Raw genomic sequence first — 22,860 nt, 5'->3', positions numbered from 1 at the left:
GCCATGCCTGCTAGTGCGGGTGCGGGCAGGGGCGCCCCGGGGCGACGCCGGCCCTTCCCCCCGCCGGGCGCGTCGGGGGACCGTCCCCGCTACCAGTTGATCGCCGACGACGTGCAGCGCTTCTTCGCCCCCGGCACGCCCGAGGAGCAACTCCCCTCGGTGGAGTCCATCGTGTGGCGCTACGGGGTGGAACACGTCACGGCGCTGTTCGTCCGGCGCGCCCTGGTCACCAGGACGCGTCTGGCATCCGGCGACCTGGGTGGCCCCCCGCCCGCCCGGCGGGGGGCCGTGTGGCGGGGCGTGGCCCGGGACCTCGCGCAGCGCGCGGCCCGGGGGCGGCTCACGGGGCGGCTGCCCGACTCGGTGCGGCTCGCCGCCGAGTACGGCGTGCGCGCGGCGACCATCGACGCGGCGGTGGCCGCTCTGATCGAACAGGGCGTGCTGCGGTCCGTCGGGCACCGGGGGGTGTACGTCGTACCCCGTCACACGGTGTAGAGGACCACTGAGAGAAATTGCCGCACGGGTGTGCGGGGAGGCCCTCCCCGCACACCCGTGCGGCGGTGTGACCTGAGAGATCGAGAGAACTTTTCATGACAACCCTGTCGGTTCCCGCGTTCCTGCGGGACGGCGACACCGTGCCGGAGTGCGCGAGTACCGACCCCGACCTGTGGTTCCCCGAGAACGGCGGCATCCGCGGTGTCGTACGGGAGATCTGCGGAGCCTGCCCCTACCGGCTGCCCTGCCGCGACTGGGCGCGCGCTCGCGACGAGCGCGGCGTCTGGGGCGGGGAGACCGAGACCGGACGCCGCTCCGCGCGGCTCGTGGCCGGATTGGTCAGGGCCCCCGCCCAGCGCGAGACCAAGCCCTGTGGCACCTACGCCGCGTACCGCCGCCACCTGCGCAAGGGCGAGCAGCCGTGCCGCTCCTGCCAAGGGGCTGAGCGGGCCCGCAGGGCGCACGCCCCCGAGGCCGCCTGACACGCGCGAAGGCTCCGGCCCCCACCCCACCGGTTTGCCACCCAGCTACGAGCAACGACAGGAAGCACACGATGAGCGACACCTCCGCACCCGTCACGCCCGGCCTCCGGAACGAGGTCATACGCGCGGTGACGACCGGCACCCAGCCAGGCACGGCCGGAGCAACGCAGGGGCAGCGACCACCCGGGCACACGGCGTCCCAGGCCCGAGGGACGGTGGACGGCCGGGGCCCCGACGACACCAGGGCTCTGCACCGCAGGCCATCGCGCTGGCCCTTCGTCGCGGGGGCGGCCGCCGTCGGGCTGGTCGCGCTGCTCGGCTGGGTGTGGTCCTTCGTCTCCCTCACGGACTTCGTCGCGCACGTCTCGCGCGGCGACGGCCACGCCGACGGGTTCTCGCTGCCCTGGATCTTCCCCCTCGTCGTGGACGGGCTCGCGATCGCCATGTCGGTGACGATCTGGCAGGCGGCGATGGACGCGCGGCCCGCGCTCGCCGCGCGGCTCGTGCTGGCGGGCGCCACCGCGGGTTCCGTGTACTTCAACATCCGCCACGCGGGCACCGTGTCCGACGCCAGGGCCGTCGCCGCGTGGTCCCCGCTCGCGGCCAACCTCGCGTTCGAGTTCCTGCTCCAGGAGCTGCGGACGTCCATCCTGCGCTCCAGGGGGATGCCGGGCCGCACCCCGCTGCCCAGGCCCCACCCGCTGAGGTGGATCCTCGCGCCCGCCCAGGCGTTCACTGAATGGCGCTCTCTGGTCCTGCGGATGACGGTCCTCGAAGCGCCGTGCAAGGGGCCGGGCACGCCCAGGAGCACGGTGGCGCGGTCCCACCCCGCCCAGGCGGCACCGGCCGCCAGGCTCTGACCGGCCGCCGGAGCCCGGGAGCCGTACTCCGTCGGTTCCCGCTCGTCCGCGTTCCCGCTCACCCGCGTGGTGGACTCCACCGGGCGCACGGTCGCCCGAGCCCGTCGAATGGGGCGTAGCCGAGCGTCCAGCGACGGAGGGTGGAGAGCGTATGCCCGTCAAGGTGATGATCGTCGACGACCAGGCACTGATCCGCTCGGGGCTGCGCACGGTCCTGGAGGACACCGGCGGCATCGAGGTGGTGGCCGAGGCCGGGGACGGCGCGGAAGCGGTGGCCAGGGCGCGGGAGCACAAGCCCGACGTGGTGCTGATGGACCTCAACATGCCCCGGATCGGCGGCGTCGAGGCCACCCTCCAACTGCTCAGGCTCCCCGACCCGCCGAAGGTGCTGGTGCTGACCACGTTCAACACCGACGACTACGTGATGAAGGCGCTCGCCGCCGGTGCGTCCGGCTTCCTGCTCAAGGACGCGCGTACGGAGGAGATCGTCAGCGCGGTTCACACCGTGCTGGCCGGGGGCACCGCGTTGTCTCCCCCGATCATGGCCAAACTCCTGGGCAGGGCGGAGGGAACCGGTTCGCAGTTCTACCACCCCGGGGTTCGGGAGAAGCTGGACGCCCTGAGCGAGAGCGAGCGCAAGGTGCTCATGCTGGTGGGCGAGGGCCTGACCAACCAGCAGATCGCCGAGCGGCTGCACCTCTCGATCACCAGCGTGAAGACGTACGTCTCCCGGGTCCTGGGCCGCTTCGAGCTGGACAACCGCACGCAGGCAGCGCTCCTCGCGTACGAGATCGGGCTGGCCGAGCGGAGCTGAGGGCCCGCGCCCGGATCCGGGCCGGGTGTACGAGTGGCCCCGAAATCAGGGCCACGGAGCCGGCACCTGTCGACCTTCGGCGACGGGGACGCCCGCTTTCGCTCTCCATGATCGGCAGTACCCCGCCGTGCGGACGGACGGCGGGCACTGTTCGACTACATGGAAAGAGTCGCCCGATGGACTCGCCGCTGTTCGTGGAAACGCCCCCTGAAGCCGACTGCGTCTGCACCGGATGCACGTACGAGAGGGTCGCGCGGCGCGGGGCCCCGTGGCAGGGCGGTGCCCCGGCCCGCACGGCCAGGAAGGCCGCGGTGCTCGTCGCCGCGGTCGGCACGGTCGTGGGCGGGGGAGAGGCCGCGGTCGCGGCCGTTCCCGGGACGGGGACCCCCGTGCAGCCGAGCGCGGACGCCGCCGTCCCCGGGCAGCGGGGCGGACCGGGGGCCGGGCACGGCGTCGTGTCCACGCCTCAGGGCGAGGTCTCGGGGATGCGCGGTGGCAGCCGGGCGGAGGCGCGGGTGCTCACGCGGCGGTCGGTCACCCGGCAGCAGGTGCTGGACCGCGCACAGCGCTGGGTCGACCAGAGGGTCCCGTACAGCATGAGCCACTACTGGTCGGACGGTTACCGCCAGGACTGTTCGGGCTTCGTGTCGATGGCCTGGGGCCTGGGCAGCAGCCAGACGACCTGGACGCTGCCGTCCTTCGCGACGCGCATCACCAAGGACCAGTTGCGGCCGGGGGACATCCTCGTCTACAACAACCCGGCCAACCCGGCCGCCGGATCGCACGTGACGCTCTTCGGCGGCTGGACCGACTCCTCGCGCACCCGGTACACCGCCTACGAGCAGACCAGGCCCAACACCCTGAAGAGGGCCACGCCGTACGCGTACTGGAACAACTCGTCCGGGTACGTCCCCTACCGCTACAACGGGATCTCCGAGGACGGTGGCAACGGCGGTGGCGGCAACGGCGGTGGTGGCAACGGCGGCGGGGCCGCCTTCCCCGGAGCGGGCAGCTTCGGCCCCGGCGCCAGCAACGCGCACGTGACCCGGCTCGGGCGGATGCTGGTGGCGCGCGGCGGCGGGCGCTTCTACACCTCGGGTCCCGGACCCGTCTGGACGCAGTCGGACCGCAGGGCGACCGAGGCGTTCCAGCGGGCCCAGGGGTGGAGCGGGAGCGAGGCGGACGGTATGCCGGGACCGCACACCTGGAGCCTGCTCGTCGGTGGCGGGGGCCGCGACATCGGGTCGGGCGGTGGCGGTGGTGGCGGCGGTGGTTCCACCGGGTTCCCCGGTGCCGGGAACTTCCGACCGGGGCAGTCCAACGACCACGTGCTGCGCCTGGGGCAGCGCCTGGTGGCCAAGGGGTACGGCAGGCACTACAGCGTCGGCCCCTCCCGGGCGTGGAGCGAGAGCGACCGGCGCAACGTGGAGGACTTCCAGCGGGCACGGGGCTGGCGGGGCGCGGAGGCCGACGGCTATCCGGGGCCGCACACCTGGCGGCTGCTCTTCGGCTGACGGGCGGGCACCGGGCCCGTACCCGGCCCCCTCCGGGTCCACCTTCCGCCTCGGAGGGTCAACTTCCGTCCCTCCCCTCCGCCGACGCGCTGTTCCTACGGTGATGAAGCGGCCGACCGTCGCATTACGGATGCAGAGGGAGAAGAAGTGACGCAAGTGATCGACGCGGAACCGAAGCACCGCAGGTCCAGGGCGCGGCGTGCGGTGATCGTCGCACTGGTCATGCTCCTCCTGGGACTCGGCGCGCTGGCCGGGGGCTCGTGGTGGACGGTCAAGCACTACCTGGGGAAGATCGACCGGATGCCCGGGGTCTTCCCCACGGGCGAGCCGCCCGCCGAGGGCAAGGGCGGGCAGAACTTCCTGCTCGTCGGCATCGACGCGCGCTCGGACCTGCCCACCACGGGCAAGGGCGCCAAGGGCCCGGTGTGGGAGTACGGTGCCCAGCGCAGCGACACGATGCTGCTGGTCCACATACCGGCGGACCACTCCGCCGCCTACTTCGTCTCCCTGCCCCGCGATTCGTGGGTGGACGTCCCCGGCCACGGCGAGGCCAAGCTCAACGCTGCCTTCTCCTGGGGCGGTCCGCCGCTGCTCATCGACACGGTGCAGCGCCTGACCGACCTGCGGATCGACCACTTGGCCGTCCTGGACTGGGACGGCTTCAAGAACCTCACTGACGCGCTCGGCGGCGTCGACATCCCGCTCGCCGACGGCACCGAGCGGCACATGAACGGCAAGGAGGCGCTCGCCTACGTGCGCGAGCGCAAGTCGCTGGCACGCGGCGACCTGGACCGCACCCACCGGCAGCAGAACTACCTGCGGTCGGTGCTCACCGAGACCCTCGCGAACGCCTCGCTCACCAGCCCGTTGAAGACGAAGGGCCTGCTCGACAAGTTCACCGCGAGCGTCAGCGTCGACGACCGGCTGTCCGACGGGGACCTGTTGGGCCTCGCGTGGGACCTGAAGGGGCTGCGCGGACGCGACCTGGAGTTCATGAACGTCCCCGTCACGGGCACGCCCATGGTCCGGGGGCAGTCCACGGTCGAACTGGACCGGGTCGAGAGCCGCAGGCTCTGGCAGGCGGTACGGGACGACGACATGGCCGGCTATCTGGCGGGCGACCGGGAGGTCGACCAGCTGGCGGAGCATCCGAGCTGACAGCCGGGCGCCGCGTGGGGACGTGCTCGTCTTCATGGGCGCAAGCGCCGCCAGACCTCGGGGGCGCGCAGCAGCTCCGCCACCCGAGCGGCGGCCGAGCCGCCGCTCCCGGTGCCGCCGTCGGCCCGGACGCGGTGCAGGCCCCGCTCCCGTCGCCGGGGCGCGGCCAGGTCGCCGAGTGCGGCCAGCGTCGCGTCCAGGTCCGGCGCGCCGAGCGCGACGCAGCCGTCGGGCGCGTCCTGACGGACCACGGCGGCGGGCGGCGGGAGCAGCAGGGCCGGCAGCCCCATCCCGCAGGCCGCCTCGTGCAGGTCCTCGCAGTCGGTGGCGAGAGCGGCGCAGTCGGCCAGCAACCGGACGAACTCCCGCCGCGTCGGGGCGTGCAGGACCGTTGCACCCGCGGCGGCGAGCGCGTAGCCGCGCTCGCGCACGTGCTCGTCCCCCGGGAGCCACGGCGGTACGGCGAAGGAAACCGGTTCGCCGCACTCCCTGAGCGCGCGCACCAACTCCACGGCCTGCCGCAGCCCGCGGCGCCGACGACTGCGCCGTACGTCCGCAGTGAGGCACAGCAGCACGCCCGACGGCGCCCGCTCCGGGGGAGGGAGGGGCCCTCCGGACGTCAGCGCGTCCTGGAGCAGGCTGCCCACCACCGCCACCCGCTCGGCGGGGACCCCCTCGGCCGCCAGCACGGACGCATCGGGTCCGGTCGCGGGGAGGTGGAGCCGCGCGGCGTCCGACACGAGGCGGCGGCGCACCCGGGCGGTGCGGTCGACCGCGTGGCCGACGCGCCCCGCACCGAGGTGGACCAGGGGGACGCTGGCGTCGTCGCAGGCGAGGGCCGTCGCCGTGGCTTCGGGGCTGCCGCCGTTGACGAGAACCGCGTCGGGGCCGAACTCCGCCAGCGCCGTCAGCGCCCTGGAGCGGAGCGGGCCCAGCGACGAGACCACCTCGTGGACCGTGCGGGCGTCGGACGCGGGGAGCGGCGTGCCGGGGTGCGGCTCCAGGAGGCGCAGGCGGTGGTGGCCGCGCAGGCGCTCGACCAGCGGGGGGAGCAGGGCCGCGTCGGCGGCCCGGCCCACGGCGACGAGCAGGCGCTTGGGGCGGGCCGCCGCGAACGGGACCACGGTGGCGTCGCCCATGGGGCTGGTTCCTTTCGGCGGGGAGGTCAGAGCGGGGTCGTGCGGGGCAGGGGAGCGGGGCGCGCGAACATCACGGGGGTCTGCGGCCTGACGTCGAAGACGTGGCCCGTCGACGCGGACACCAGGACGTCGAGCGCGGTCTGCGCCACGGCCCGCGAGGTCAGCGGGGTGCCGGCGGCCCCGGCGGGCGGTTCGGGTGTGACGGCGGGGCGGTCGGGGTTGACGCAGTTGACGCGGATCCCGTCCGGCGCCCATTCCTCGGCCAGTGCCTGCGTGAAGTTCACCACGGCGGCCTTGGTGGAGGAGTGCAGGCTGTGCCGGGCGCGGCCCCGGACGTAGCTGCTCGCGGTGAACAGGAGCAACTGGCCCCGGCTTTCAGCGAGATGGGAGTGGGCGGCCCGGGCGATGTGCACGGGCGCGAGGTAGTTGACCGCGGTCGCCCGGCGTACGTCTTCCAGGGAGACGTCGACCAGGTCTCCCAGGAAATGCTGCCCCGAGGCGATGACGACGAAGTCGATGCGGCCCGTCCGCAACCGGGCGTGCGCCAGCGCCGACGCGATGTCGTCCGGCCTGTCGACGTGCGTGCCGGTCAGCGTGGCGCTGAACCTCATGACCCGGCAGCCGTACGACTCGGCCAGCTCGGTGAGGTCGCTGTCGACGCCGTAGCCGGGGCCGAAGACGACCATGGTCCGGCCCCGGAGCCCCGCCGAACAGGAGGCGGACGAGGCCGGGACGGGCGGCTCCTGGGAGCGCAGTTGGAAGAGCTTGTCCGCGACGAGGAGGTCGAGCGGGTGGGTGATCTTCAGGTTGAACGCGTCGCCCCGTACGACGGTGATGGGGACGTCCGGCAGGTACCGCAGGACGACGGCGCAGTCGTCGGTGGCGGGGGCCGCCCCCTCGTCCGTGCCGCGCGCGGCCAGTTCGTGGGCGCGCCGCAGGACGGGGAGGCGGAAGCCCTGGGGCGTCTGCCCGTGCCGGAGGAGGCACCTGTCCGGTATGCGGGTCACGCGCGGCTCCCGGCCGACGCGCTCCGGACCGTCGCCGTCACCTCCGTTGTCCGCGGCGGCGTCGACGTCGATGATGGTGTCGGACGCGGGCACCGCCACGTCGACGGCCCCGTGGGTGTCCAGCGCGGCGACGCACTCGGAGATCACCCGCTGGGAGACCAGCGGGCGCACCGCGTCGTGGAGCAGGATCTTCGCCCGGTCCGCCGCGCCGAGGTGACCGCTCAGCACGTCGACGGCACGCCGGGCGGTGGCGCCGCGGGAGGGGCCGCCCGCGAGGACCGCGCGCACCTTGCGCAGCCCCGCCGCCCGCACGATCCGTTCGGCCTCCGCGATGTGGTCCCGGTGCATGAGGACCAGGACGTCGTCGACGTCGGGGGACGCCTCGAAGGCGCACAGGGTGTGCTCGATGACGGTCTTCCCCGCCACTTTGGCGAGCTGCTTGGGAACGTCCAGCCCCACCCGGGTTCCCGTACCGCCGGCCAAGACCACGGCGACTACTCGGTCGGAGGACCGGGGGGCGCTGCTGAACACGGCTCGCTGCTCCAGGGGTTCGGGTTGCCGGCGAGGGGAACTCGCTGACGGATCAGAACGTAGTAGCCATATGGCGTCCGCGTAATTCACCAAAGTGGAAAAGTGAATCCAAAAGTGGATCCTCTGCGATTCGCGGGCGGCAGAACACCCTTTTAGAGCAGCTACACTCCTCTTTTGTCGCAGGTGACTTGAGGGGCTTGACGAAAGTCTGTCGAGCCTGACGGAAGGGGATGTCGGATGACTGTCCGGGTCATGGTCGTGGACGATCAGGCATTGATACGTTCCGGTCTCCAGACCGTGCTGGAGAGCGCGGACGGAATTACCGTCGTGGGTGTCGCGGGAGACGGTGCCGAGGCCGTGAGCGGCGCCCGAAGCCTCACTCCGGACGTCGTCATCATGGACCTCAACATGCCGCGCATCGGCGGCGTGGAGGCCACGAGTCAGCTGCTCCGGCTGCCTGATCCGCCCCGGGTGCTGATCCTGACCTCGTTCGACGCGGACGACATGGTCGTCGACGCGTTGAACGTCGGGGCGTCGGGATTCCTGCTGAAGGACGTCGAGACCCGTGAACTGCTGGCAGGTGTGCGGACGGTCGCATCGGGCGGCACGGTGTTGTCGCGCGGCATCATGTCCCGGCTGGTGCGACGGGCCGACCGCCGTTTCCCCACGGGATACTCGGGTCTTCAGGAAAAACTCGCCATGATGACGGAGAGCGAACGCGAAGTCCTCGCCCTCATCGGCACCGGCCTGACGAACCAGCAGATATCCGAACGGCTGCACCTTTCTCTGGCCAGTGTGAAGACGTACGTTTCGCGGACCCTTGCGCGGCTCAATCTGGACAACCGCACGCAGGCGGCGATCCTCGCCTACGAGGCGGGCATGGTGGAGGACGCGCCGCACTGAACGGCGAAGTGCCCGCCGCGAACAGCGAAATTCCCGCCACGTGGAATTCGTGCGGGCAGGGCGAATCGACTTTCGGCGTCATCCTTCGGTCGCCGGATCGTCATACTCCGTCGCGGCCTCCGGCTTCCGGCTGGGCTTCGGGCGGTCGAGGGGCAGGTGAGCATGGTGGAAGGTCGCCGTCTGTCCGAAACAAGGATCCATGACCCTTCCTCGACTCTCTCCGCGAGCCGTCTCCTGGCAGTGCCCACCGCGCCTCGTCGACGTCTTCGCCACCCTGCTGAGCGCCGGATTGACGGTGCTCGCCGTCATCGCGGACGAGGACAGCGGCCTCAGCACCTCGCGCACGGCGGACCTGGCCCTGATCGCCCTGGTCGCCCTGTGCGCGCTGCCGCTCCTGTTGCGTCGGCGGATCCCGGAACTGTCCCTCGTGGCGAGCCTGGCCGCCACGCTCTCCACCAACGACTCGACCCCGCTGATCTTCAGCACCTGGGCGGTCGGCCGCTACGGCCGGTGCTGCCGCGCGGGCTGGCTCGCGGCGGCCGCGGCGGTGTACGCGCTGACCCGGCCGCTCGTCGGGGACCAGCCGTGGAGCGCGGACGTGCTCTACTACCTCGTCGCCAACATCCTGGCGCCCGCCCTGATCGGGGCGCTGCTGCGCCGCCAGGAACACCTGATCGACGCGGTGCGCGGCAAGGCGCTGCGGGCCGAGGCCGCGGTGGAGCAGGCCGCCGAGTACGCGGTGCTGGAGGAGCGCACCCGTCTCGCCTTCGACATGCACGACAGCATCGGACACCACGTCGCGGTCATCGTCCTCCAGGCTGCGGCCATCAGGGCCCGCGCAGGACGTCCCGACGAGGTCCGCGCCGCGGCGGGCGTCGTGGAGCACTCCGCGCGCGCCGCCATGGACGAACTGCGCGAGATCCTCGACATCCTGGGCAAGGACCCCAGCGGGCCGATACCGCCCGCACGGCTCTCCCGCGTCGGCTACGAGAAGTTCATGGGGACGCTGGTGCGCAACATGCGGACGGTCGGCGTCGCCGTGACCTGCTCGGTCGAGGGGGAGCCGGTACGGCTGCCGAAGGAAGCACTCGACGTGCTGTACGTCGCGGGCCGCGAAGGGCTCACCAACGCCATCAAGTACAGCCCCGGCTCCCCGATACGCCTGCTCCTCGAATTCCAGGACCAGCACGTGGAGTTCGCCATGGAGAACGGGGCACCCAGGATGCCGGGCACGATGCTGGGCGGCTCGGGGATCGGCCTGCGGAGCATCGGCACGCGCGTGCGCGAGCTGGGCGGGACCCTGGACGCGGCCCCGACACCAGGGGGCGGGTTCGCGCTCAGAGTCAGGATCCCGACCTTGGGGAAGGGCCCGGACGACGGGTCCTGACCCGTGCGCCCGGCCCCGGTCACTCCCCCGCCAGGACGGAGTCGAGGAACCCGGCCACATCGAGCTGCTCGCACCCGGCGGGCACGATCTGGTAGGCGACGGAGAGGAAGCCGCGCAGCATCCCGGTGGGCACGGCCACCAGGGCCGAACACCGCTGCTCCGCGAGGTCGACGCCGTTCAGCCGGATCATCGTCTCGGCGGCCTCCTGACGGCCCCCGGGGAAGACCCGGATGTCACCGCTGCCGGTGGGGGCCGACATCCCGCAGGTCAGCAACTGCCGCCCCACGTTCCAGTCGGCCACCTCGTGGCTCCCGGAGAGGAAGAGCGTGCGCACGGTGAGCGGATGGGCCGCCGTGTACGTCAGGTGGCAGTGCAGCGGCACCGGCTCACCGACGGCCATGTCCGACGACACGAGACGAACGTCGATGATCTGGGTAACGGTGTGCTGCATGGAGCCGTCCTGTGTGCATGAGTGGGTGGGGCGCTTCCACGGCCAGCGCGAGTTGGGGGAACGCCGGTTCGCTACGGCCTCACGCTAGGGGCCGGGCGGTCGGCCGGGTTCCTGCGAAAGTTGACCTTCGGCCGTGTTCGGTCAATCAATTCGTACTTTTGGCCGCGCGTCCGAGCCTGCGGGGCAGCCGCATCGGGGTCCGCCGCCGCCCGAGGTCGACCGCGTTCAGGGAGAGGTCGCTGTCCGCGGTGAAGAACGGCCGCACCCGCACCGGCCCCCGCTTCGTCCGCCCGAGCACGAGCGGCGGGTAGTTGTGGACGCCCTTCTTGTCGGTGTAGTCCCCCAGCAGCCGGGAGATCCGTACCGGCGGCGCGCCCGGGGACGGCACGAGGAACAGGTCCCACACGTCGTGGGGCCCCGAGCGCCGCTTGGTCGTCGCTCGGGCGGGCACGGTGAAGCGGAACTCCCCGCCCGGCAGGGCCAGTACGGGCAGCAGGAAGTCACCCTCCCGGTTCTCGCGGCCCTTCGCCCAGACCGTGCAGGACCGCGAGAGCCCGGTGCCCCACAAGCGGCCCGACACGGTGAACCCGCGTTCCTCGGGCTCGACGCGCGAGGCCTCCGCGTGGACGTCCCGCATCCAGCTGCGGATCGACAGCTTCCGGTCCTGGCCCACCGTCGGCACGAGAGCGTGCAGCACAGGAGCGGTGCCGCGCGGCACCACGGGCCTCAGCAGGGCCCGGTTGTCGAAGCTCCCCGTGCGCAGCCGCCGCCGCACCGAAGTGGCGGGCGACTCCACGTACAGGTCCCAGGAAGCCTCCGGCAGGCTCCGCCCGTCACGCGGCACCACGGCCGTCACCGCGGGACGCCCGGCCGCCGCGCCTTCCGCCGGGGGGGACGCGGGGCCGAACGGGAAGGCCACCTCGCCCGCCTCCTCACCCGGACCGACGCACACCAGCCGCAGCCCCTCCCCGTGCTCGGGGGCCGGGACCGTCAGCTCGACGTCGCCCTCGTCGGAGACCGTCCACGACGCCGTCGCGGGCAGCGAGCGCGCCGCCGCCAACTCCTGGAACAACAGGCCGTAGCGGTCCGCCACGACGCCGGGCGCGTAGCGCTCCGCGGCCAGCAGCGCAGCCCGCGCCATCCGGGAGCGCGTCGCTCCGTCCGCCATCAGCCCGCGCAGCGCCCCGGCCATCGCGGCGACGTCGCCCACGGGCACCAGCAGGCCGTCCGTGCCGTGCTCGATGATCTCCCGGGGGCCGTAGTCGCAGTCCGTGCTGATCACCGGCAGGCCGTGGGTCATCGCCTCGATGACGTTCATCGGCAGGCACTCGGCCGCCGACGCCGACACCGCGATCGCCCCCTTGGGCCACTCCATCTCCATGTCGCCCGTGGCGCCCATCAGCAACACCCGGTCGTGCAGGCCCAGTTCGCCCACCAGCTTGTCCAGCGCGGTGCGCTCGCCCCCGCGCCCGTAGATCCGCAGCCGCCACGCGGGGAACTCCCCGGCCACGTCCGCGAAGGCGCGGATCAGCCGGTCGTAGTGTTTGCCACGGTCGAGGCGGCCCACCGCCATGACGGTGCGGGTGTCGCCGTCGGAAGGGCGGCCCGCGAGCGGCGGCAGACAGTTGGGGAGCGAGGTGGTGTACGTCCCCGATGGCGCGAGCATCCGGCGCAGGTTCCCGGCGTCCTCCCGGCTCACCGAGACCACCGCGTCCAGGCCCTTCGCCGCCTCCCGCAGCGCTTTGCGCTGCTCCCCGCCCAGCGAGAAGCTCGCCTGGTGGATCTGGGCGACCTTCAGGAAGTCGCCGCCCATCCGGCCCAGACAGACCGCTATGCCGGGGTGGCAGGAGACCACCACGTCGGCGTCCGTGCCCGCGAGGTACTCCGCCAGCCGCACCTCCACCAGCCTGGTGTTGTCCTTGGTGCGCATCCCGTCCTTCACGGGGAACACCCGCACGGGGGCTCGCGTCAGCGGGTCGTCCCCGTCGAAGCGGTGCGACGTCGTCCGCAGGTCGACCAGGTCGACCGCGCCCACCCGGGGGTCCAGGGGGAGGTCGGCGTCCTCCCTGTCGCGCAGCAGGGACACCACCTCCACCCGGTGGTCGTCGGCCAGGGCCGCGGCCAGGTTCACGGTGCTCTTGATCACTCCGCCGATGGCGTAGCGGTTGTGGATGAGGAAGGAGACCTTCACGACGTTCCTCCGCGGTGCGGGATCTGGACCGGTGCCCGGGCCCGACGGGCCCGGGGTCGAGCGGGAGCGGCGGGCGCCTACTCCAGGAGGTTCTTCGCCCCGGGCGGCTTCGCCCTGCTGATGTGGGGACAGTCGCCGCCCGGCGCGCAGTGATGCCAGGAGACGGGGTCGCGGCGCAGCCAGGAGGACGCGTCGGGTGCCAGTACGTCGAAGACCAGCGTCGCCGGCTCCGAACCGCCTCCGCTGCCCACGGCCGCGAAGGAGATCCGGTGGGTGCCCGGCAGCCAGTCGTGGGGCAGCCGGAACCGCCAGGAGCCGTCGTCGGCCACCTCGGCACGGCCGAGCGGTCGGCCCTCGCAGAAGGCGGCCACCGTACGGACGCCCTGCGCGGCCGTCCCCTTGAACACCGGGCTCGGCCCGTTCAGCGACCGGGGCGCCGGGGCGGTGACCACCGGTGAGGGCACCGCGAACCGCACCCGGAACCGCACCTGCGCGGGCCGCGACCGCCCCCGGTCCGACACCGCCACCGCCTCGACCGTGTGCCGCCCCTGAGCCCAGCCCCGCACGCCGCGCCAGCACCACCGTCCGTCGGCGGCCACCCCCGTGGAGCCGAGCACCGCGCCGTCCACCAGGAACAGCACGCGCTCCACACCGGGGCCCGCCGTCCCGGTGAACCTCGGCGCGGGGGGCGCGGGCCGCACCCCGGTCGGTGTCTCCACCACGGGTGCCGGGTGCACCTCGGGACCCGCCTCCCACTTCGGCCACCGCGCCGCCAGGACGTTCCGGCTCCAGCGCACGGTGCGCGGCGGGGCCGGGCGGTCCGCGGGGGGCGGGACGGAGGCGGGCAGCACCCCGAGCCGACGCAGCCCGCGCGCCGCCAGGTACGCCACCGCCTGCGCGCCGTTCCTGTTGAGGTGCAGGGTGTCGACGATGCCGTCCGGGCAGGCGGGGTGCTCCCCGGCGTCGTACCAGCGGAAGTAGCCGCGCGCCAGTTCGGGTCCGCACGCGTCGAACAGCCGGGACGTCGACCGCTGGAGGTCCAGCAGCGGCACCCCGCGCTCCGCCGCGACCCGGCGCGTGTGGACCGAGTAGTCGCCCGCCACCGCCCGCAGCTCGTCGTGCTCGTCGAAGACGTGCCTGGCCACCTGAGTCGTCAGCACCGGAACCACCCCGCGCGCCGTCAGCACGTCGACGTACGCGTGCAGGTGGGCCCGGAACTCCTCGGGCGTCAGGTACAGGTCGGGGCGCGTCAGCGCCTGGTCGCACACCCCGAAGCCGATCAGGAACACGTCGCCGGGCGACAGCCGGTCCAGCACCCCGGGGAGCCGGTTGCGGAAGTACCAGCGGGCCGTGCAGCTGTCGGACGCGGTGTTGACGACGTCCACCGCACCGCCGAGCGCGTCGCCCAGGTGCTGGCCCCAGCCGGAGAGGACCTCGTTGGCCTCGCCGCGCGTCGCGGCGACGGAGTCCGCCGCGACGACGACCGTACGGCGGTCCCCGCCGTCGTGGATGTCGTCCGCCCTGCGGCGCCGTTGTCCGAACAACCTCACTGGGAACCTCACTTGTGGTGGGCGGGTATCGGGGAACCGGTCTCGTCGCCGCTGCCGCGCAGGTCGTCGCCGAGCCTGGCCAGCTCGGCCGCCGCCTGCTTCAGGGCCTGGGCCGCTGCGTCGTAGCGGCTCTCCATCTCGTCGAGCTGCGCCTCCCGGGTCGTGCACAGCTCGATCAGTTCCTCGCGGGGCAGCGCGTCGGCCGGCTCCTCGGCCCTGACCGGAACCGGGGCGAGCGCGGCCTCCGGTTCGTCGTTCCTGCGCAGCCTGCGCCTGAGCCTGCCCATGCCGCGCGCGGAGTCGCCGGAGCGCTCCCGCAGGTCGACGACGTTCACGGACAGCTCGTTGGCGACCGTGTAGTACGGGCGGGTCCTGGCCCGCCCCCGGGGAGTGCGCTCCAGCAGGACCGACTGGTACCGGTAGACCGCCTTGCGGTTCACGCAGTCGCCGGTGAGCCCCGCCACCCGGATCGGAGGGGTGGACTCGCTGCTCACGTACAGGTCCCACACGTCGTGTCCGGTCGTGTGGCGGCGGCCGAACTCGTCGAACGGCAGCGCGAACGTCAGGCGCGAACCGGTGCGCGAGCGCACCGGCAGCTCGAAGTCGAGCGAGCCGCCGTGCCGTGACTGCGCCACGACCGCGAGCCGCTCGGGCAGCGGTTCGGGGCTCCGGACGTCGACGGTGACCAGGGACTCGGAACCCTCCGCCCCGTCGGTCTCGACGCTGACCACCTCGGCGTGCGAGCCGCGCACCCACACCCGCAGGTCGACCGTCTCGCCTGTCCCCGAGTAGGGCAGCAGCGACACCAGGGCGGGCTGCCCCGGCGCGGCGTCCTGGTGACGCACCGACATGAGGGTCCGGTTGTCGCAGCTGCCGGTGTGCAGGCGCCGCCGCGCACGCCCGTCGGCGGCCTCCGCGTACAGCTCCCACACCCCTTCGGTCAGCGGCAGCGCGTCCCGTCTGATGCGGCAGAGCAGCGGGGCGCCGGGCCGGTCCTCCACGCGGGTGAAGGGCAGCGAGACCGTCGGCTCGGGCGCGAACCCGTCGCTGCTGACGCACAGCAGCCGCAGCGCGTCGGTCGCCAGGTCGGGCGCGGCGACGCGGACCACCACGTCGCCCCGCTCGTCCGTCCACCAGTCGGCGGTGTCCGGCAGGGCCTGGTCGGCGTGGAGCTGCCCGAACAGGTCGACGTAGGAGCGCGCGATCGCCTCGGGGGCGTACCGCTGGGGGATGTCCAGGGCGTTGGTGCCCATGCGGGCGCGCAGTTCGTCGTCGTTGATCAGCTGGAGCATCGCGTCGGCCAGCGCCTCCGGGTCGCCCTTGGGGGTGAGCAGCCCGTCGTGGCCGTGCCGGATGATGCTGCGCGGCCCGTCGCACGCCGTGCTCACGGTGGGCACGCCCGCGCGTCCCGCCTCCACGATCACCAGCGAGAACGCCTCGGCCTGCGAGGAGGAGACGGCCAGCGACGCCTTCGCCCACTCCACGTCCATGCGGGACGAACTGCCCATCAGATAGACGTGGTTGGACAGGCCGAGCGCGTTGATCTCGTCCACGACGCGGCCGCGCTCGGCGCCCACGCCGAAGATCCGCAGCTGCCAGTCCGGGCGCTCCTGGGCGACGTGCCCGAAGGCCCGCACCAGCTCGTGGAACCTCTTGACGGGAGCCAGCCGCCCCGCCGCCACCACGGTCTTCGAACCGAGGTCGGAGGGCGCGAGCGAGGTCGCGGGCAGGCAGTTGGGGATCGTCTCGATGCGCGTCCCCGCGTGGCCGAACGCCAGCTGGGCCTTGCGCGCGTCGTCCGGGTTCACCGTGATCACCGCGTCCATCTCGCGGTACGCCTCGGTGAGCCGCTGCCCCAGCGGACTGTTCGGGGAGGCCAGTGCCTGGTGCTCCTGCGCGATGCGGATGCGCTCGCGCGAGCCCATCGAGGCCAGGCACACCGCGATGCCCGGGTTGGTCGCGACGACGACGTCGGCGTCCGTGCGGGCCAGGTACTCGCCCAGCCTGATCTCGGTGAGCCGCGACACGTCCTGGTAGCGGGCTTTGTCGCCCTCCGGGTACACCAGCGGCGCGGTGGTGAAGGCCGGGTTCTTCCCGTCGTAGGCGTACGAGGTCTTCCGGGTGTCGACGAGGTCGATCACCTCGACGGCGGAGCTGAGCGGCAGGGACGGGCGGTCGCGGTCGCGCCGGGTGGAGACGATCTCCACCGTGTACGTCTCGGCCAGCGCCTCGGCGAGGTTGAGCGTGCTCTGGATGACGCCGCCGATGCCGTAGCGGTTGTGGAGGAGGAACGAGATCTTCATGGGTCAGCTTCCTGGGGTGGGCAGCAGGGTGGCGGTGAGGGGCGGCTGCTCCGCCGCTTCCTCCCGGCGGAACTGCTCCTGGTTGCCTTGGTCGACGAGGCGGGCGAGCGCGGACGAGAAGCGCACCCGCGACGGGGGCTCGGCGGGGCCCAGGAGGTAGGCCCTGACCGCTTCCCGCGCCTCGCGCATCGTGTCGTTCGCCGGGAACCGCAGCGACTCGACCAGGCCCCGCACGCCGCGCGCGTCGGGCGTCAGGACGTAGGCGCCCCTGGCCGCCGTGTTGCGCAGCCGGAACTCCTCGCCGCCGACGCCGACCGTGTCCGTGATGGCGTACGGCTTGAGCGTCGCGACGAAGTCGGACACCACGCTGGAGACGTCGCTGATCAGCAGGTCCGCCGGGCCGAAGCAGTCGTACAGGTGCGGGCCGTCCCGCTCGACGACGACGTGCTCGTGCGGGGCGTGGGCCGCCCAGAACAGCCGGTCGGCCTCCGCGCGCAGCTCCGCCAGGCGGTGCAGCCCCGGCAGGTCGGGACGCGCCGTTTCGCGCATGCGCTCGGCCTCGTCCCCCGCCGAGTGCCGGATCCGCTCCTCCAGCTCCGCCAGGTCCCGCCGCGCCACCAGGAGATCGCGCGCCGCGCTCTCGCGCCGGTTGCGCTCGCGCACCGAGCCGCGCAGCACCAGACGGCGCGACGCACGCCTGTTGGCGCCGGCCAGGGCCCGCATGATGCCCTCGTGGGCCCGGCGGGCCTGCGGCGACCTGATGCCGGTGAAGGGGTGGGGCTTGTAGAGGATCCGTACGGGTGGGTCGACCGCGAGCAGTTCGCGGACGATGTTCTCGCCCGCGTCGATCAGCGAGGTGTTGCCGGGCTCGTCGGTCCACCCCTCCCAGGTGGGCGCGTACAGCACGGTCGGGACGCCGGAGACCGGGGCCGCCGCGGAGGCCCGGAGGAGGTCCAGCTGGGGGCGGCCCACTTCCACGATGCGCGTGTCGTCGACGCCGACCCGCGCCAGCGCGTACCGGTCGCGGCCCGCCTCGCCCCCCACCCAGATCTCGTCGTAGACCTTGCTGAAGGGGTTCACGCTGGCGATCTTGTCGCTGTCGCCGTGTCCGATGAACACGTGCTTGATCGACGGATCGCGCAGCAGGTGGATGTTCTTGCCGACGTTCGCCGGATACAGCGCCACCCGCACCGACGACAGGTCCATCGCCATCAGGTCGACCGGCGACGGCACGCAGAGCACCGGCAGCGACGTCGGGTCGAGCTGCTGGAGCAGGTGCCGCTCCCGCAGCAGCACCAGGGGCCGCGCCCGCATCCCGGCCAGGGTCTCCAGCCACATGTTGACCTGGTACGAGGACTCCCGGGAACCGCTGAAGTACAGCACGACGTTGGGGCGGTAGTGCCCGAGCCAGGCGTCGACCTTCTGGAGCACCTTGGCCGCGGGGGCGATCCGCCGCGCGTTGAGCACCGACGCGCACAGCAGGAGGAGCACCAGCACCATCGCACAGCCGGACACCGTCAGACCGACGGCCAGGGGCGCGAAGGAGTGCGTGGCCACCGCGGCGGCCAGACCCGCCCAGACCACCAGCTCGTGGTGGAGCAGCCGCTGGCCGGGCCAGCCGGTCAGCCAGCGCGAGGGGGCGGCGCCGATCCGCAGCCGCGCCAGGTCGATGTTGCGGGTGGACACCGGCAGTTGGCGCTTGCGGCGCAGCGCGGCGGTGAGACCGGAGAACAGCGCGATCCCGACCGCGAGCAGCAGCGCCACCAGTACCGGGAACTGCTCCTGGCCCACCGTGATGAACGGCGTTCCGGCCAGCAGCGGGGCCAGCAGCACCAGGCGCGCCAGCACCCGGTTGGTCACGCCGGCCCGCCGCGTGCCCCACAGCCGCATCAGGGCCGGGTCCGCGCGGTGGAGGTACAGGTCGGCCGTGCCCGAGACGAACGCGGCGCAGACGAAGACGACGGGCGCGGCCGACAGCGCGCCGCCCAGCATGGCGAGGAACCCGGCCACCAGCAGGACCACCGCGCACAGGCCGCGCAGCCTGGCCACGCGGAATCTCTTCTTGATGCGCAGGGCCCTGCGTGCACGAATGCTCAGGGTCGTCAAAACGTGCTCCCGTCTCGTCTGCTGCCGCATTTTTGATCTCCGTCGACGAGACGGTGAGAAATGCGATCTCGAATCTCAGAATGGCACGCACAAGAACCCTTGCCGCACCTCCATACGATGACCCTTGGTCGACTTTAGGAGAGTGGGGGCAAGGGGTTCGGGCTGTTAGCTTGATATAGCTCGAAGGTGTGGAATCTTTTTCGGGGCGGTGAAACCGATGAATATGTTCACCAAGGGAGGAGCGACCGATGGTCGAGGTTGTTGTAGCCGAAGGCCGGGATATGGCGCGGAGTCTTTTTAAGTTTTCCTTCGAAGGAGCCGGCATGAAGGTCGTGGCGACGGTGGGCCACTGCGCCGACGTGCTGGGCCTCGTCGAGCGCGAGCGGCCTGACGTCCTGCTGCTCGACTTCGACCTGCCCGGCCGCGGCGCGGTCGAGGTGCTCAGGGAGCTGCGGTCCGCGCAGGCCGGGACGAGGACGCTGGTGGTCGCGGCCGGTGCGACGGAGCAGACCCTCACCGACGTCTTCGCCGCGGGGGCGTCCGGCCTGATGCTCAAGTCCTGCAGCACGCGCGAGCTGGCCGCCTCGGTCAGGACCGTCGCCCGCGGCAAGGCGGTCGTGTCCGCCGAGTTCATCCCCTGGCTGGTGGAGCGGGCCGGCCGCGCCGTGCGCTCGTGCCCGGGCGAGTCCGACCGGGGCAAGATGGACTCCCTCACCTTCCAGGACCGCCGGGTGCTCGTGCTGCTGAGCGAGGGGCTCACCAACAACGAGATCGCCCTCCGGCTCGGCGTCGCCCCGGCGACGGCGAAGACCTACGTCTCCCGGCTGCTCCAGCGCACGGAAATGAGCAACCGGACGAAACTCGCCCTGTGGGCCGCCCGCCTGGAGTCCGCGGGCGCGCTCTCCGCCTGAGGTCGGGGCCGTACATCTAGACCTGTGGCCAGCGGATGTCATCCACTGGTCGGGTTTCTCCGTCATCGGCGCGGCCAGGCTGTTCGGCGGCCGACATTCGCCGGATACCGGAGAAAAAACAGAAAATGATAGAAATAGACAAAAGCGTTTCGACGTCCGTACGGAGAGGGACGCGCGCACCGAGAAGGAACTGGCTGAACCGCTGCGCGCGGGCCGCGGTCCTGGCCGTGGCACTGGCCGGGGTCACGGCCCCCGCCCACGCGGCGGAGGGGAAGGGGTCGGGCGGGGCGAACGGCTCCCTCATCCTCGGGGACTCCTTCACCGGAACGTCGATCGCCGACCCCCACCTGCTCCCCCTCGGGGACGCCTGCCTGACCGCGGCCGTGGACGCCCCGCCCCCGGGTTCCTCCGCCCTGGGCCCCTGCGCCCGCACCGAGAACGCGCCCGCTCCCGGCGCGGCCCCCGGCTACCTCCAGTTGACGGACGCCAGCAAGCACCGGTCGGGAGCGGTCGTCTACGACCTGCCGCTCCCCGGCAACGGCGGCCTGAGCGTGGAGTTCGAGCAGTACCAGTACGGCGGCAACGGCGCCGACGGCATCGGGTTCTTCCTGGTCGACGGCTCCCGCACGCTCAAGCGGACCGGCGGTACGGGCGGCTCGCTCGGCTACGCGCCCCTTGAGGACGTCCTCGGCGTCGACGGCGGCTACGTCGGCGTGGGCCTGGACACCTGGGGCAACTACGTCAAGGACACGGAAGGCAGGGGCGAGGGCTGCGCCAAGCCGTCCCCGCACGCCGAGAAGATCCCCAACGCCGTGTCGCTGCGCGGCCCGGGAGACGGCGGCAAGGGCTACTGCCTGCTGCGCACGACCGCCGACGAGGCCGGGAAGTCCACCCTGCCCGGTCAGCTGCGCGGCACGTCGCTCAAGGACGCCAAGCGGACGGTCAAGGTCGTGATCTCCGCGGAGAAGCGCCCGGTGGTCACCGTCTCCCTGGACTTCCACGACGGCAGCGGCTACCGCGAGATCCTGAAGCAGCGGATGTCGAAGGACGCCCCCAAGACCTACAAGTTCGGTTTCGCGGGCTCGACCGGCGGATGGACCGACACCCATCTGATCCGCAACCTCGAAGTCTGGTCGCTGGAGCCGCTCGGCGAGCTGAACCTGGTGAAGCAGGTCGACCAGTCCCACGGGGTGCAGCCCGACCGCTACCGCGTCGGCGACACCGTCCCGTACCAGTTCATCGTCACCAACACCTCCCCCTTCACCATCTCGGCCCTGAAGGTCGACGACCCGAAGATCAAGGACGTGTCGTGCCCGGTGACCGTGCTCAAGCCCAAGGGCGAGGTCGGCGCGAGCGCGGTGTGCACGGGCGAGTACACGGTGACGCGGGCGGACGCGGAGGCCGGGCGCGTGGTGAACACCGCACGGGCCAAGGGCGACGGGTCGCAGGGCGCCGAGATGGTCTCCAACGAGTCGACGGCCGAGGTCCTGACCGAGGAGCCCGAGCCCGAGCCGGAGCCGGAGCCCACGGACGACCCTTCCGAGGAGCCCGGGCCCGGCCCGACGGACACCCCGTCGCCCGGCCCGACCGGCGACCCGGCGCCCGGCGCGTCGGAGGAGCCGTCCCCCGCTCCGTCGGCCGGGGCGTCCGACGGTCCGTCAGGCGGAGCGCCCTCCGACGACGGTGACGACGGAGGAGGCGCCCTGGCCTCGACCGGCGCCCAGGTGACGCTCCTGTTCGGCCTCGCTGCCGTGCTGTTCGGCCTCGGGCTGCTGCTGCGGCGCTCGTTCCGCGGGCGGAACTGACCGGCCGGTTCCGTCGCGAGGGCCGGTACGTGCGGTTTCCCCGGGGCGCCGAGCGCGCTCCGGGGAAACCGCACGCGTTTGCCGCAGCGGGGGCGCCTCACCCCCGGCGGTGGTGCTGCCACCCCAGCCAGGCGGACTCCACCATGTCCCGCACGCCGTGGCGGGCCTTCCAGCCCAGCTCGGCGGCGACGCGGTCGGCCGACGCCACCACCCGGGCCGGGTCACCGGCCCGGCGCGACGCGGTCTCGGGCGCGATGCCGATCCCCGTGACCTCGTTGATCAGGTCCACCATCTCGCGCACCGAAACGCCTTCGCCCCGGCCGATGTTGACCGTCAGGTCGCCCGCACCGCGCCCGGGCAGCGCGCGGGCGACCGCGAGGTGGGCGTCGGCGAGGTCCGCGACGTGGACGTAGTCCCGTACGCACGTGCCGTCCGGCGTCGGGTAGTCGGTGCCGAACACGCGCGGCGCCCGCCCCGCGTCCAGCCTCTCCAGCACCATCGGCACCAGGTTGAACACCCCCGTGTCGGCCAGCTCCGGCGCCGCCGCGCCCGCCACGTTGAAGTAGCGCAGGCACGCCGTGGAGAAGCCGTGCGCCTGCCCTGCGGCCCGCACCAGCCACTCACCGGCCAGCTTCGTCTCCCCGTACGGGCTCAGCGGCGCGCACGGGGTGTCCTCGGTGACCGCGTCCGTGTCGGGCATCCCGTAGACGGCGGCCGACGAGGAGAACAGGAAGCCGCGCACCCCGGCGGCGGCCACCGCCTCCAGCAGGACGGTCAGGCCGTGCAGGTTCTGCCGGTAGTAGTGCAGCGGCACCTCGACCGACTCGCCGACCTGCTTCTTCGCCGCGAGGTGCACCACCCCCGTGACGCCGTACCGGTCGAGGGTGTCCTCGACCGCGTCGCGGTCCAGGACCGAGCCGACCACCAGCGGCAGGCCTTCCGGCAGCCGTCTCGCGTCGCCCGTGGACAGGTCGTCCAGGACGACGCAGCGCTCGCCCGCTTCGGCCATGGCCCGTACGACGTGCGCGCCGATGTACCCGGCTCCGCCGGTGATCAGAAACGTCATGGGTTCCCTCTCGTGTGAGGCTCCTTGGTGGCGGAGGAACGGCGCCCTCCGCTGAGGGCGCGGGGCGGGGGGGCCCCGGGCCCCCCCCCCCCCCCCCCGCCCGGGCCCCCCGGCCCCCGGCGCCCCGCCCCCCTCTGGGGGGGCGGGCTCAAGAGCTATACCAACAAGGGCATCTCGAACGGGTTGC

The 22,860-nt window shown here is 72.7% G+C and carries 18 protein-coding genes; 10 read left to right on the top strand and 8 right to left on the bottom strand.

Annotated features, from left to right (window positions below):
* Nucleotides 1-3: 3 nt before the first annotated feature.
* The 6 genes from ACIBNE_RS39325 (at nucleotide 4) to ACIBNE_RS39300 (ending at nucleotide 5,323) form a co-directional block, all read left to right on the top strand.
* Entirely contained in the window at nucleotides 4-495 is a 492-nt protein-coding gene (locus tag ACIBNE_RS39325; protein WP_399280576.1) for a hypothetical protein, read from the top strand.
* A gap of 95 nt (nucleotides 496-590) precedes the next feature.
* Nucleotides 591-977 (top strand): WhiB family transcriptional regulator, encoded by a 387-nt coding sequence (locus ACIBNE_RS39320; RefSeq protein ID WP_399280574.1) that lies wholly within the window; start codon nucleotides 591-593, stop codon nucleotides 975-977.
* A 71-nt stretch (nucleotides 978-1,048) separates the two neighbouring features.
* Nucleotides 1,049-1,837: a DUF2637 domain-containing protein gene (locus ACIBNE_RS39315; RefSeq protein ID WP_399280572.1), complete on the top strand. Its 789-nt coding sequence runs from the start codon at nucleotides 1,049-1,051 to the stop codon at nucleotides 1,835-1,837.
* 151 nt (nucleotides 1,838-1,988) lie between these two features.
* Complete coding sequence (locus tag ACIBNE_RS39310) at nucleotides 1,989-2,651, top strand: response regulator (protein ID WP_399280570.1); 663 nt, start codon at nucleotides 1,989-1,991, stop codon at nucleotides 2,649-2,651.
* A 176-nt stretch (nucleotides 2,652-2,827) separates the two neighbouring features.
* Nucleotides 2,828-4,165 carry a peptidoglycan-binding protein gene (locus ACIBNE_RS39305; RefSeq protein ID WP_399280568.1) on the top strand — a complete coding sequence of 446 codons (1,338 nt, stop codon included), beginning with the start codon at nucleotides 2,828-2,830 and terminating at the stop codon, nucleotides 4,163-4,165.
* Between the two features lie 147 nt (nucleotides 4,166-4,312).
* The gene (locus ACIBNE_RS39300; RefSeq protein WP_399280566.1) at nucleotides 4,313-5,323 is read left to right on the top strand and encodes an LCP family protein; all 1,011 of its coding nucleotides are present in this window, start codon (nucleotides 4,313-4,315) and stop codon (nucleotides 5,321-5,323) included.
* Between the two features lie 32 nt (nucleotides 5,324-5,355).
* Here the strand turns inward: ACIBNE_RS39300 and ACIBNE_RS39295 are convergent, their stop codons facing one another.
* Nucleotides 5,356-6,462 carry a UDP-N-acetylglucosamine 2-epimerase gene (locus ACIBNE_RS39295; RefSeq protein ID WP_399280564.1) on the bottom strand — a complete coding sequence of 369 codons (1,107 nt, stop codon included), beginning with the start codon at nucleotides 6,460-6,462 and terminating at the stop codon, nucleotides 5,356-5,358.
* Between the two features lie 26 nt (nucleotides 6,463-6,488).
* Nucleotides 6,489-7,958 (bottom strand): SDR family oxidoreductase, encoded by a 1,470-nt coding sequence (locus tag ACIBNE_RS39290; protein WP_399280562.1) that lies wholly within the window; start codon nucleotides 7,956-7,958, stop codon nucleotides 6,489-6,491.
* Between the two features lie 279 nt (nucleotides 7,959-8,237).
* On the opposite strand from ACIBNE_RS39290, the gene ACIBNE_RS39285 reads away from it, so the two are divergent.
* Nucleotides 8,238-8,903: a response regulator gene (locus tag ACIBNE_RS39285; RefSeq protein WP_399280560.1), complete on the top strand. Its 666-nt coding sequence runs from the start codon at nucleotides 8,238-8,240 to the stop codon at nucleotides 8,901-8,903.
* Between the two features lie 199 nt (nucleotides 8,904-9,102).
* Nucleotides 9,103-10,290, top strand: a complete 1,188-nt coding sequence (locus ACIBNE_RS39280; RefSeq protein WP_399280558.1) for a sensor histidine kinase — start codon at nucleotides 9,103-9,105, stop codon at nucleotides 10,288-10,290.
* A 19-nt stretch (nucleotides 10,291-10,309) separates the two neighbouring features.
* Here ACIBNE_RS39280 and ACIBNE_RS39275 read toward each other — a convergent pair whose 3' ends face one another.
* From ACIBNE_RS39275 to ACIBNE_RS39255, 5 genes are all read right to left on the bottom strand, one after another.
* Nucleotides 10,310-10,741 carry an SsgA family sporulation/cell division regulator gene (locus tag ACIBNE_RS39275; RefSeq protein WP_399280556.1) on the bottom strand — a complete coding sequence of 144 codons (432 nt, stop codon included), beginning with the start codon at nucleotides 10,739-10,741 and terminating at the stop codon, nucleotides 10,310-10,312.
* 145 nt (nucleotides 10,742-10,886) lie between these two features.
* Nucleotides 10,887-12,932, bottom strand: a complete 2,046-nt coding sequence (locus ACIBNE_RS39270) for a glycosyltransferase (RefSeq protein WP_399280554.1) — start codon at nucleotides 12,930-12,932, stop codon at nucleotides 10,887-10,889.
* A gap of 77 nt (nucleotides 12,933-13,009) precedes the next feature.
* On the bottom strand, nucleotides 13,010-14,482 hold the full coding sequence (locus tag ACIBNE_RS39265) for a GDSL-type esterase/lipase family protein (RefSeq protein WP_399280552.1): 1,473 nt from the start codon (nucleotides 14,480-14,482) through the stop codon (nucleotides 13,010-13,012).
* A gap of 8 nt (nucleotides 14,483-14,490) precedes the next feature.
* Nucleotides 14,491-16,785 carry a glycosyltransferase family 4 protein gene (locus tag ACIBNE_RS39260; RefSeq protein ID WP_399280550.1) on the bottom strand — a complete coding sequence of 765 codons (2,295 nt, stop codon included), beginning with the start codon at nucleotides 16,783-16,785 and terminating at the stop codon, nucleotides 14,491-14,493.
* Nucleotides 16,786-16,788: 3 nt separating this feature from the next.
* Nucleotides 16,789-18,891 carry a hypothetical protein gene (locus ACIBNE_RS39255; RefSeq protein ID WP_399280548.1) on the bottom strand — a complete coding sequence of 701 codons (2,103 nt, stop codon included), beginning with the start codon at nucleotides 18,889-18,891 and terminating at the stop codon, nucleotides 16,789-16,791.
* 248 nt (nucleotides 18,892-19,139) lie between these two features.
* On the opposite strand from ACIBNE_RS39255, the gene ACIBNE_RS39250 reads away from it, so the two are divergent.
* Nucleotides 19,140-19,802, top strand: a complete 663-nt coding sequence (locus ACIBNE_RS39250) for a response regulator (protein ID WP_399280546.1) — start codon at nucleotides 19,140-19,142, stop codon at nucleotides 19,800-19,802.
* Between the two features lie 227 nt (nucleotides 19,803-20,029).
* Nucleotides 20,030-21,607, top strand: coding sequence for a hypothetical protein (locus tag ACIBNE_RS39245; protein ID WP_399280544.1), 1,578 nt, complete (start codon nucleotides 20,030-20,032; stop codon nucleotides 21,605-21,607).
* 97 nt (nucleotides 21,608-21,704) lie between these two features.
* On the opposite strand, the gene galE is transcribed toward ACIBNE_RS39245, so the two are convergent.
* Complete coding sequence (galE, locus tag ACIBNE_RS39240) at nucleotides 21,705-22,673, bottom strand: UDP-glucose 4-epimerase GalE (protein WP_399280542.1); 969 nt, start codon at nucleotides 22,671-22,673, stop codon at nucleotides 21,705-21,707.
* Nucleotides 22,674-22,860 lie beyond the last annotated feature (187 nt).

It is taken from the genome of Streptomyces sp. NPDC050504 (genome assembly GCF_044458065.1).
Lineage (GTDB): Bacteria > Actinomycetota > Actinomycetes > Streptomycetales > Streptomycetaceae > Streptomyces.
The sequence above is the reverse complement of the archived record's forward strand: the minus strand, read 5'-3'. Positions and strand labels throughout refer to the sequence as shown.